This is a genomic window from Cupriavidus sp. 2SB (genome assembly GCF_005503625.1).
Classification (GTDB): Bacteria; Pseudomonadota; Gammaproteobacteria; order Burkholderiales; family Burkholderiaceae; genus Cupriavidus.
The window spans coordinates 1-11,338 of record NZ_SCMX01000005.1; the positions used below are offsets into that span (position 1 = coordinate 1).

General features: G+C 64.4%; 12 protein-coding genes. 6 read left to right on the plus strand and 6 right to left on the minus strand.

Annotated features, from left to right (window positions below):
* Window positions 1–185 precede the first annotated feature (185 nt).
* The 3 genes from FFS21_RS03375 to FFS21_RS03385 form a co-directional block, all read right to left on the minus strand.
* Complete coding sequence (locus tag FFS21_RS03375; protein WP_137923664.1) at window positions 186–395, minus strand: hypothetical protein; 210 nt, start codon at window positions 393–395, stop codon at window positions 186–188.
* Window positions 396–570: 175 nt separating this feature from the next.
* A complete protein-coding gene (amaB, locus tag FFS21_RS03380; protein ID WP_137923534.1) occupies window positions 571–2,091 on the minus strand; it encodes an L-piperidine-6-carboxylate dehydrogenase in 1,521 nt (506 codons plus the stop codon).
* Entirely contained in the window at window positions 2,088–3,281 is a 1,194-nt protein-coding gene (locus tag FFS21_RS03385; RefSeq protein ID WP_137923535.1) for a saccharopine dehydrogenase family protein, read from the minus strand. Before FFS21_RS03385 ends, amaB begins: the two co-directional genes overlap by 4 nt.
* A 141-nt stretch (window positions 3,282–3,422) precedes the next feature.
* Here FFS21_RS03385 and FFS21_RS03390 point away from each other — a divergent pair, with 141 nt between their 5' ends.
* Complete coding sequence (locus FFS21_RS03390; protein ID WP_137923536.1) at window positions 3,423–3,872, plus strand: Lrp/AsnC family transcriptional regulator; 450 nt, start codon at window positions 3,423–3,425, stop codon at window positions 3,870–3,872.
* Window positions 3,873–3,936: 64 nt separating this feature from the next.
* Here the strand turns inward: FFS21_RS03390 and FFS21_RS03395 are convergent, their stop codons facing one another.
* The 3 genes from FFS21_RS03395 to FFS21_RS03405 all read right to left on the minus strand — a co-directional run bounded on the left by FFS21_RS03395 (window position 3,937) and on the right by FFS21_RS03405 (window position 6,726).
* Window positions 3,937–4,647 carry a hypothetical protein gene (locus FFS21_RS03395; protein ID WP_137923537.1) on the minus strand — a complete coding sequence of 237 codons (711 nt, stop codon included), beginning with the start codon at window positions 4,645–4,647 and terminating at the stop codon, window positions 3,937–3,939.
* A 102-nt stretch (window positions 4,648–4,749) separates the two neighbouring features.
* Window positions 4,750–5,028, minus strand: a complete 279-nt coding sequence (locus FFS21_RS03400) for a hypothetical protein (protein WP_137923538.1) — start codon at window positions 5,026–5,028, stop codon at window positions 4,750–4,752.
* Between the two features lie 207 nt (window positions 5,029–5,235).
* Window positions 5,236–6,726 (minus strand): chloride channel protein, encoded by a 1,491-nt coding sequence (locus FFS21_RS03405; protein WP_137923539.1) that lies wholly within the window; start codon window positions 6,724–6,726, stop codon window positions 5,236–5,238.
* A gap of 258 nt (window positions 6,727–6,984) precedes the next feature.
* Between FFS21_RS03405 and FFS21_RS03410 the strand changes: the two genes are divergently transcribed.
* The 5 genes from FFS21_RS03410 to FFS21_RS03430 all read left to right on the plus strand — a co-directional run bounded on the left by FFS21_RS03410 (window position 6,985) and on the right by FFS21_RS03430 (window position 11,297).
* The gene (locus FFS21_RS03410) at window positions 6,985–7,911 is read left to right on the plus strand and encodes a hypothetical protein (RefSeq protein ID WP_137923540.1); all 927 of its coding nucleotides are present in this window, start codon (window positions 6,985–6,987) and stop codon (window positions 7,909–7,911) included.
* A gap of 26 nt (window positions 7,912–7,937) precedes the next feature.
* A complete protein-coding gene (locus tag FFS21_RS03415) occupies window positions 7,938–8,483 on the plus strand; it encodes a hypothetical protein (RefSeq protein ID WP_137923541.1) in 546 nt (181 codons plus the stop codon).
* A 172-nt stretch (window positions 8,484–8,655) separates the two neighbouring features.
* Window positions 8,656–9,321 carry a C39 family peptidase gene (locus tag FFS21_RS03420; RefSeq protein ID WP_160471231.1) on the plus strand — a complete coding sequence of 222 codons (666 nt, stop codon included), beginning with the start codon at window positions 8,656–8,658 and terminating at the stop codon, window positions 9,319–9,321.
* 100 nt (window positions 9,322–9,421) lie between these two features.
* Entirely contained in the window at window positions 9,422–9,946 is a 525-nt protein-coding gene (locus tag FFS21_RS03425; protein ID WP_137923543.1) for a winged helix-turn-helix transcriptional regulator, read from the plus strand.
* Between the two features lie 4 nt (window positions 9,947–9,950).
* Window positions 9,951–11,297 (plus strand): MATE family efflux transporter, encoded by a 1,347-nt coding sequence (locus FFS21_RS03430; RefSeq protein WP_502705150.1) that lies wholly within the window; start codon window positions 9,951–9,953, stop codon window positions 11,295–11,297.
* The last annotated feature ends 41 nt before the right edge of the window (window positions 11,298–11,338 follow it).

Sequence of the window (11,338 nt, forward strand, 5' to 3'; positions counted from 1 at the left end):
GAATAGCGCCGATCCTGCTTAGTAAGCTCCCCTCTCCCATGCAATGGGAGAGGGGTTGGGGGAGAGGGCTAGAAGTTCTGCTTGCCGAAGTTATCGCAAATTGAACGGCTGGCCCTCTCCCCCGCCCCTCTCCCGCCTTGCGGGAGAGGGGAGAAAACCGAGAGGGCGTTGAAAGCTCGCTCGCCTTACCAACGCCCGTAATACCCCCGGTGTCCGTAATACCCCCGTCCGTAATATCCACGTCCGTAGTACCCCCCACCGTAGTACCCCACCGATGGGCTGACCACGACGGCCGGCGCTGCATAGACCGGCGCGGGTGCCACGGCTGGGCCATACGGCGTGGGGTACACCGCGCAGCCGCCCAACATGGCCGCACCGGCCACTGCCAAACCCATCACCACGATTCTCGTTTTCATTTCGACGTCCTTATGTCGCAGCCATTGCGCGGCGGCAATGCGCTGCTCTCTAGAACGTTATACGGGCGGGTCTGGTAATACAGCGTCAAGCTGCTGTAACCCTTGTTACGATTCGCAACGCCTGCGCGAATGTAAGAGAAGACCGTAGGTCGGCTCAGACGTCGAAGCGGATGCCCTGTGCCAGCGGCAGCGCATCGCCGTAGTTGACCGTATTGGTCGCGCGCCGCATATAGCTCTTCCACGCGTCCGAACCGGATTCCCGTCCACCGCCGGTCGCCTTCTCCCCGCCAAACGCCCCGCCGATTTCCGCGCCGCTCGTGCCGATATTCACATTGGCGATGCCGCAGTCGCTGCCCGCCGCCGACATGAATCGCTCGGCCTCGCGCAGGGATTCCGTGAAGATGCACGACGACAGGCCATGCGACGCCGCATTGTTTAGCGCGATGGCTTCATCGAGCGAGGTATAGGGCATCAGGTAGAGAATCGGCGCGAAGGTCTCGGTGAGCATCGTGTCGTGCTGGATCTCGGTCAGCACCAGCGCAGGACGCACGTAGCACGCACGCGGAAAGCGGTCGGCCAATAGTCGTTCGCCGCCGTGGACGATATTGCCCTGCGCGCGGCAACTGGCCAGCGCATTCGCCATGGTGTCGCCCGCGGCCGCATCGATCAGCGGGCCAACGAGCGTGCCGGCCTGCAGCGGATCGCCCACCGGCAGCCGCGCATAGACCTGCCGCAGCCGCTGCGTCACGGTCTCGATCAGGTCCGCATGCACGAACGCACGGCGTAGCGTGGTACAACGCTGCCCGGCCGTGCCCGCCGCTGCGAAGGTCATCGCGCGAATCGTCAGTTCCAGATCGGCCGACGGTGCGACGATGGCTGCGTTGTTGCCACCGAGTTCGAGAATCGCGCGCTTGAAGTGCGAGGCGCAGGCCATGCCCACCTCGCGTCCCATCCGCGTCGAGCCGGTGGCGCTGACCAGCCGCACCGACGGATGCTGCACGAGCAACTGACCGAGCTGGCGCCCGCCGTCCAGCACGCAGCTCAGTCCCGCGAATTGCGGTGCGTGTTCGTCGATCACGCGATCCAGCAGCCCTTGCGCAGCCAGCGCGCAAAGCGGCGTTTTCTCCGACGGCTTCCACACCACGCCATTGCCGCACACCAGCGCCAGCGCCGCGTTCCACGCCCACACCGCCACCGGGAAATTGAACGCCGAGATCACGCCGCACAGCCCATACGGATGCCATGTCTCGCGCATCGCATGCGCGGGGCGCTCCGATGCAATCGTCAATCCATGCAACTGTCGCGACAGGCCCACCGCGAAGTCGCAGATGTCGATCATCTCCTGCACTTCGCCGAGACCTTCCTGCAGGATCTTGCCCGCCTCCAACGAGACGAGCCGCCCGAGTGCATCCTTGTGGATGCGTAGCATTTCGCCGAACCTGCGCACCACCTCGCCGCGTGCCGGTGCGGGCGTCAGTGCCCAAAGGCTTTGCGCCGCATGGGCGCGAGCGATGCGGGTATCGGCCTCGGCAGGCAGGCAAACCGGCACCTGGCCGAAGACCTCGCCATCGATGGGCGAGCGTACGCCGAGGGTGCCTGGCAATGCCTCGCCGCCAGTGAAGGGCTGCGCCAGTCCCATCGACTGGAAGCAACCGGCAATGTCGTGTGCTTTCATGCAAGCGTCTCCTGTAGTGGATGCCGCGCGTAATGCTGGCCGAAACGGTTGGCCAGGAATCGATCCAGCGGCATGGCCTCCTGCCGCACGAACCCCGCCTGCGGCAGCACGCCCGATGCCACCAGATCCAGCGCCGTGCAGATGCCTGCGGCAGTGGTCAACTGAATCGCGTTCACATGACCGATACCGGCAAAATTCTCCATCCCGCCGATGCGCGCCGAGAACGACGCCTGCGTCAGCGGACCGCGCTTGCCCTCGCCCTTCACACCGGGCGGATGGCCCGTCGCGCTGGCGAACACCACGACCACATCCTGCTCGGTCATCGGGATGGCGTTCTCAAGGATATCGCGCAGCCAGCCCCGCCGCTCGCGCATGCGCAGGTCGTTGAGCAGCAGCTTCATCTGCGCGCAATGACCGGGATAGCGCACCGACTTGTAATCGACCTGCCGCGCGCGGCCCGCCAGTGTCTCAGGCAGTGTGCCCAGTCCACCGGAGGTATTGAACGCCTCGTATTCCACGCCGTCCAGCGCGAAGGTCTCCAGCCCTTCCAGCGCGGGCACTTCCACGCGCCGCCCATCGACGATGGCTTCGCACGGATTGCAGTATTCGTTGATCAGCCCCTCGGTACTCCACGTGAGGTTGTACTTGAGCGCGTTGCTGGGATAACGCGGCAGCGCACCCACGCGCATGCGCAGGTCGAGCAGTTCGCCGCCACCACGCAGGAAGCGCTGCGCAAGATCGTGCCCCACCACGCCGATAAAGCCAGGCGCCAGACCGCACTGCGGCATCAGCACCGACCGCGCGCTCGCCGCCAGCTTCTGGATGGCCTGCGTGGCCGCGACATCCTCGGTCAGGTCGAAGTAGTGCACACCCAGTCGCGCCGCCACCGTCGCCACCTGAATGGCTGCATGGAACGGCAGCGCATTGAGCACGGCATCGGCGCCCGCTAGCAGCGCCGCGCAGGTGCCCGGCTCGGTGGGGTCGCCAGCACGCACCGCAATGCTGCGCGGCAGGCCGTCGAGACGGTGCGCATCATGATCGACAAGACATACGCGGTAATCGCCCGAATCGGCCAGCATGGCGGCAATGACGCGCCCGATCTTGCCGGCACCGAGCACGACCACCGATAGCGGCCGGGGAGTTTGAGGCAGGTCGCGCACGGCGGCGGGACCCAGCGTGGAAGGTTGCATGGCGGACTCCGTCGAAAACTGCCTTGGTCGATGCCTCAAGTATGGTCAGGCGCACGCACGTTTTACAGGCCCGAGATTGACGAAATCTCGTCATAATCCGACGTATCGACCATCCCTTCTGACGATTCGTCAGTTCACGTCATGGCAGACCTCGACCAGACCGACCGGCACCTGCTGGCGCTGCTGCAAGCCAACGCACGGGAAAGCGCGGCCAACCTGTCGCGCGCACTGGGCATTGCGCGGACCACAGTGGTGGCTCGCATCGCGCGACTCGAACGTATTGGCGTGGTGGCGGGCTACGGGGTAAGGCTCGGCAGCCAGATGGAGGACAACGCGATCCTGGCGTTCTGCGGACTGTCAGTGCAGCCCAAGGCGGCGCCCGGCGTGGTGCGGGCGCTGCAGCGGCTACCCGAGGTGGAGGAACTGAATTCGGTCAGCGGCCCGGTGGACTACATGGCCGTGATCCGCTGCGACACCCATGCGCGGCTCGACAAACTGCTCGACGAGATCGGCATGCTCGATGGGGTGAATCACACGACGACATCGATCGTGCTGGCGAGAAAGATTGATCGGCGGCGGGCGGCAGGGTAACGCTTGGTTTGCTCCCCTCTCCCATTTCATGGGAGAGGGGAGCGACCCGGTAGCAGAGAAAACCTCACCAACTCCCCGGATTCACCGGTTTAGCCGGCGCGGCCTTCTTGTCTTCCTTCTTCTTCGCCGCCGGCGCCGAGGCCGGTGGCGGTGCCAGGGACTTGGCCACCTCCGCATCGCGATTCGCCATCAGTGCGCGGGCCTGCGGCAGCAGCAATTCGATGGTGCCTTCGTTCGTCGCGTCGGGGATGGTGTAAAGCTCGACGGTCAGCGGCTTGCGCATCCAGCCCGCGTGGATCGTCTTCACGGACTTGCCGGCCTTGTCCTTCATCTCCTCGGCTTCCTGGCGGAACGGCTTGCCATAACGCGCGTTGAGCGCCTGCGCGGCCGCGTCCTGCGAGCGAATGCCGTCGGTCGGCACGATCATGCCGACCAGCGCGTTGCCGTCGACAATCGCCACCAGCCGCGGACCATCCATGAACACGGGCCGCTTGTCGCGCGGCACGCCCACCTGGCGCATCACGCCATCGCCACGCAACTCCACACAATAGGCGGTGACGTCCTTGCCATCAGGCGTGCGGTGATCGGCGCAATCGGGCAACTGCGGCAAGGGACTGCCGATCTCGAGCGTGTCGAGCATCGTCGAGAACTGGTCCTTGCCATCGGGAATCGCTACGGGGGCAGCCTTGGGCGCCGGCTGGGCGGCGGGGGCGGCATGGGCGACGGCGGTCGCCAGCAGGGCGGCGGTGGCCAGCCCGGCAAAAGGAAATCTCAAAACACACTCCTGAAAACGGCTCCGCATTGGAGCCGGCTCCGTGCCGAGGGTTCCTGCCGGACCGCGCTCACACCGGTGGTGTGATGCTGGGTCGACTATCGGCTAGCGGAGCAGATGCTTCACGGCCTGGAAGCATACCAGCGCCACGGCGATGACCGCTGCCCACAGCACCAGCCGCGGCAACGGGCTGGGCGGCAACTGGCGCGGCGGGGTGCGGCGGGCGGCGGGCGCGCGCATGCGCGAATTGGCCTGGAGCCCGCGTGTGTGCCACATCAGGCTGTCTGCGAAGACCTCGGCGACGGGCATCTTCTGCGACTGGGGCGCACGTGGTGCGGGATTCGAACGCGTACTGCCTGTACCGCCGGAACGCTGCGTGCCCATTTCCTGCTCCCCGAAAATGCATCGCGATGGTTGCCCGGCGGAAGGATGTGCCGACGGTACACAGCAAGGCCGGCCGATCTGCTGCCACCGGTCCGTGCGCGGCACATGTTAAGACAACGCCTCTACCGCCGCCATCGGCAAACGCGCCCCACCCCACACAGCAGCGGCGCGCACGCAACGGTCTGTAACCACGTGTTACGGCCGTGACTAGGAAGACGAGGTCTTGCGCCCGATGGCCATCGCTTCGCGGCGGAACGCGTGGCCCATGTGGTGATAGAACGGATGCGGATTGAACTGGCGCGACAGGAACGACGCCAGTAGCGAGGCCGCCAGCAGGTAGATCGTCAGGTCCTGCGTGCGCGTCATCTCCATGACGATCACACTGGCGGTAATCGGCGCCTGGGTAGCGGCGGCCAGGAATGCAGCCATCGACACCAGGGCCAGCACGCGCGGTTCCGCCATGCCGCTCATGAAGTGCGTCACGAAATCGGCAACGTTCGCTCCGATGCCCGCACCAATCGCCAGCGCCGGTGTGAAGATGCCACCCGGGATGCCCGCGAAGTACGACACCACCGTGGCGCCGAACTTTGCCAGCCCGAACCACAACGTGCTGTGCGGCTCCCCGTTGATCAGCCCCGATGCCTGCTCGTAGCCCGTGCCGAACGTCGCACCCTTCGTGGCCCAGCCCAGCGCCGCCACGATGATTCCGCAGACGAACGCTACCTGCACGGGCCGATTCGTCGCCCAGCCACGCCATGCCGATGGCACCAGTCCCGGCACGCCGGCGATCAGCAGCTTGGCGAACAGTCCGCCCATCACGCCATTGACCACGGCGCAGAGCAGCACTGGTCCCCACGCATCATGCAGCACCAGCAGCGGCACCTTGACGCTGAAATACGGGTTGTTGCCGAGCACCGCCAGCGACAGGAAGCCCGCGGTCAGCACACCGGACAGCACCAGCCTGTCCCAACGCACCGCCGTGCCGCGTCCCAGTTCCTCGATGGCAAACACCACGCCGGCCAGCGGCGTATTGAACGCGGCGGCCAGTCCGCCCGCCGCACCGGCGGCGATCAACGCGTTCGGATGAAAGCCGATCCGGAACTTCAGTTTCTCCTGAAACCATTGCCCCCAGGCGAGCATGGCCGCCGCGCCCACCTGCACCGAAGGCCCCTCGCGGCCCACCGAGGCACCGGCCAGCAGCGCGCCCGTGGTCAGCAACACCTTCCACATGGCCTGCCGGAACGAGACCAGCACGGTCTGCGCCGGTCCCGCCGGTGGCAGCGTGACCGCCGCAATGACCTGCGGAATGCCGCTGCCGCGCGCCTGCGGCGCCAGCCGGATCGTCAGCCAGCGCAGCGCCGCCAGACCGAAAGGCAACAGCAAGAAAGCCAACCAAGGCGTAGCCGTAGTCACCCGCGCATTCCAGGCCAGCGACACCTCGGCGATATAGGCGAACACCATCGAGAACAGCGCCACTGCGCCCGCGCCGCACATGAACACGCCATACCGCATCGACATCCGCGAAATCCGCCCCACCTGCCGCGACTTGCGCCGCGCGGCACGGTGCGCGCGTTGACGCAGTTCACGGAGACGGCTGGGAGAAGGCTCGGACTCGGACGACTCCGGAGGCGGCGAAGGCGGCGGCCCCGACGATTCGGACGGAGTTGGCGAATCGGCGCGGTCGGTGGGCTCGGTCATGAGGAAAGTTCGGGGGCGGGACAGAGCACTCGATGATACGCCTCGTCCCCAACCCATCGGGTCACAGCCTCGATTTCGCACGCCCGATCAGACGTCATGAATCGTAAATCTCTGAAATACGTGGCGTGTGCAGGAATCACGTCGCAAATGCCTTGGCTCTCGCTATAAGATCGTTGCCCAGCAAGCCAGTCATCACCGCGCCAGCCATTTCAACACCCGATTTTTTCGAGCGCGACTAGCGAATCGACGCAGTCGCAAATGGCCACCCCCTCCGGACGCATGATGCATTGCCTTGCAAAAAACCCCTGCCTGCTTGTATTCGTATTGCTGTGCGCGCCTTGTGCTTCCGTAGCGCTGGCCGACGAGAAGCGCGACTCGGACTCACCTTTCAAGATTGACGATTTCGCGCCTAAGAAAGGGCGCGCGACGTTCAGCGCAGGTGTTGGCTACACGGCATCCGATTCGAACAGGTTGAATGTCAGCGCCATCGCCGTGCCCATCTCGCACGCGTACTCCATCTTCATTCCAGACGTTTCGCTCGCCAACACCCGCAGCGACTCCTTGTTCACGCGACTTGGCCTGCGGTTGTCGGCCACCGACAGGCTGAACATCAGCGCCGGCCTGAAATTGGATGCGGAAAGGCGACAGTCATTGGATCGTCAGACATCAGGCTCTGAATACAGTGCGGGATGGCGGAACCTCACGATAGGTGCGGACTACCGAATCACCTCGGTGTTCTCGCAGCCCTTCGTGCTCGGCTTTGCGGAAATTGCCGTTGCCGACAACTCGTCGAACGACATCACTTACGGGTCCGCTGCAACTATCGGTATAGGCAGTCATTGGGCGTTCGATCCAGTCATTGCATCGATCACCGCCACGTACAGCTACCTGGGCACGCGAAGCGATAGCGGCACCCGCTACAACCCCGGCGACGTACTGGCTGCCGCAGCTTCATTTGGCGTCGCCATGAATCCTGAAATCACGCTGCGTGCCGGGATGATCCAGAGCTTTCGCGTTGGCGAGACGAACCGGATCGGAAGACAGTCTGGCACCACTTCAGCCGCATTCACGCTCGGATACACCCAACGGCTGTCGGCCTCGTTGGTGATGAATATCGACGCACAGGCGGGCGTTGCCGGTAGCGACAGGGCACAACTCTGGACCAACTTCACCTGGCGCCTATAACGCAAAATCCAAAGGAGTCTAGTCAAATGCAAAACGGTTCAATCAGGATCAAACACTGCGCTGCGGTCGGGCTTTGCACTATAGCGATGACCCTCCAAACGACTGCACAGGCAAGCACCACAACAAGACCTACTCCAATAACAACTGAAGACATTGAGTACCTGACCACGATGCTGCCGGACCGGCCTCCTCATTTAGAGTCCATCGACACCAGTGAAATGGACGAAGTCCGGGGCCGCTTTGGGCCGGTGGGCGCAGCCATCGGCGCGATTACAGGCGCGGCGGGATACTTCGGGGAAGCCATCGTATCCGGCCAAGGCTCCACGCAAGGCTTGCTCATCGCAACTGGCGTTGGCGCGGCAACCGGATTCATCATGGGGCCAGCCGGCAATCTGGGCGCAAATGCAATCCTCGGCGGAACCATGGGCTTTTATGGGGGAATGGCAACAGGTCTGCTAGGCCGCGGGTGCTCGGGCTGCCACGCCGATTATTCGAAAAAATCGAAGAACACTTTCCCCTCATTGATTAAGGCGTCGACTCCCAATGCGGTAACCAATGTCGCGATTCCATGATCCTGTCGTGCAGCCTGTACGTTCAGGTCTTCGGTGCGGTCGGCCTGCTTCTTTGTATTGCGTACTTCCGGAAGGTTGCATTTGGCCGTCCGGATATACGCATGACGGTGGTGAGCTTTTCGATAGCACTCGTCGTCGCGCTGTGGGCATGCCGCATTGCGGCGGAACGCCTATGCCCCGTTTGAACCGCATTAGCCGCTTACTGCTTCTGTTGCCATTGGGATGGTGCTATCAGGTTGGCGCCGCGTCGATCAATTATCCGCAGTGGGATATCTGGGAGCCAGTCCCCGTACGCTCGTGGACCGAAATACGCGACACAGGCATCGTCAAGCAACGCTTCGACTATTCTTGCGGCGCGGCGTCGCTGGTCACAGTCCTCAACAAGTATTTTGGTATCGAAGCAAATGAGGCGGACGTTATCGGCCGCATTGGCATAAAGGCCGCTTTTTCCATGACGGATCTGGCCGGTGCCGCGACCTCAATGGGGTTTAGGGCGCACGGCATCGGGCTGGATTACGACGCACTCACGCGCCTGCGCCGCCCTGTCATCGTCTATCTCGACTATTGGGACGACGGACACTTCTCCGTGCTTCGTAAGGCCGACCCGACTGGCGTATGGTTGGCCGATCCCGCATGGGGCAATATCCGCATGCCACGCGCGCGGTTCGAGAAGTTCTGGCTCACCCGCTCCAAGGTCTCCGCACCGGGCAGAATCCTGGCCTTTGTACCCGCAACCGAAACTGCTGTCCGCATCGACGACAGCTTCCTCCTACCGCCCCCAGCATCGGCACCTTTGATCACATTTCCGCCTCCCCACCCTCTTACGGGCTACCGCTGACAGCCTGCCCCCCAAACTTCCCCGGCAAACTTTCAATTCGCAAGCTACACTCCCCTTCATGCAATGACTTGCATTTCAAAAGTAAAAGAGAGGGGAGACGATGGCACAAACCGACTTTGCCAACATGCCCTGCCCGGTTGCCCGTTCGATGGCGATGCTGGGAGAGCGGTGGGCGATCCTGCTGATGCGCGAGGTCTATTACGGCAGTTCGCGGTTCGACGAATTCGAGAAGCATCTGGGCATTGCGCCGAACATCCTGAGCGCGCGGCTCAAGACGCTGGTGGAGCATGGGTTGCTTGAAAAGGCCCCGGCGCCCGGTGGCGGCGCGCGGCAGGTGTATCGGCTCACGGAGATGGGCCGCGATTTCTTTCCGGTCTATGTGTCGCTGAAAGCCTGGGCGGATCGCTGGATGGCTGACGAGAAAGGTCCGTTGACCGTGCTTGAAGACAAGCGCGATGGCGGCGAGATCGTTGCCGGGCAGTTGACGCGACCCGATGGCAGCACGATCACGGTTGACGATCTGCGCGTGCGTCCTGGCCCCGGTGCCGGCCGGTATCTGCGTGCGCGATTTGGCGATACCGCCGCGCAAGACACCTCCGCGGAGGCCGTCGATGAGCAAGCCTGACGCCATGGCGCTTGGTGGCGTGGTGGCGCCAACCGAAGCGGCTTCCTCTTCCGCGATTGCGCGACGCATTGCCGCGCTGGCCGCGCCCACCAGTCTGGTTGCCTTCCTGCAGGCCGGCGCGCAGCTGATCGAAACCTGGCTGGCAGCGCGGCAAGGTACGTCCGCACTGGCCGGGTGGGCCGTGGTGCTGCCGTTTGCGCTGCTGCTGCAACAGATGTCGACGGGAGCAATGGGCGGCGGCGTGGTGTCCGCCATCGCGCGGGCACTCGGGGCGGGCAAGCGCGAGGATGCCTCGTCGCTGGTCATGCACGCCATGTTCATTGCCGTGACGGCCGGGCTCTTGTTTGCCATCGCGCTCGCTGGCTTTCCGCATCAGATCTTCGGTGCCGTGGCCGGCGCGACGGCTGCGGAGGCTGCTGCCGATTACGCGATCTGGCTGTTCGGGGCCGGTGCGGTGCCCGCGTGGCTCGCCAATACGCTCGCTTCGGTGCTGCGCGGCGGCGGTCGCCATGCATTGGCGGCACGCGTGCTGGCGGCCATGTGGATCGTGTTTCCGATCCTGGCGTGGTGGTTCACCGAGCGCCTCGGTATGGGACTGGCAGGGATCGGCGCGGGGCTGGCAACGGCATCATGGGCCGCAGCGTTGATGATGGCCTGGGTGGTGCTGCGCGGCGGAGCGGGCTTCATGCCGACGCTGCGCGTGAAGCTCTCGGGTGCGCTGTTCTATCGCATCCTGTCGGTCGGGCTGATCGCCTGCGCGCTGGCATCGGTGGCCAATCTGACCACGATCCTCGTCACGGCGCAGTTGCGCCACTACGGCACCGCGACAGTGGCCGCCTACGGCATCTCGGCGCGACTCGAATTCCTGATGATTCCGCTCGCCTTCGGTGTGGGCTCGGCGCTGACGGCGTTGGTCGGTCGCGCCGTCGGCGCTGGCGATTGGCTCACGGCGCGGCGCACTGCGTGGGTGGGCGCGTGGCTCGCCCTGCTGATTGCTGGCAGTGTCGGCGCCGCAGTAGGTCTCGCTCCGGCACAGTTCGCAGGACTGTTCACGCAGGATGCGGAAGTCGCGAGCATCGCCGCGCGTGCGCTGTCATGGGTCGGGCCAGCGTTCGGCGGCTTTGGCCTCGGCATGGCGCTGTATTTTGCGTCGATGGGAGCGGGACGGATGCGTTGGCCGATCCTCGCCGGTCTCAGCCGCATCGGGCTGGCGGCAGGCGGCGGCTGGTTGCTCGCCAACGTAGGCGGCATGGGAATCGACGGACACTTCCTCGGCGTCGCGCTCGGCATCACGGCCTATGGGCTTGTGACCGCCATCGGCGTGCGCAAGAGCGAGTGGTCGGCGCGATAGCAAAGAAAAAGGGGAGCGGCGCGATGCCACTCCCCTTCCAT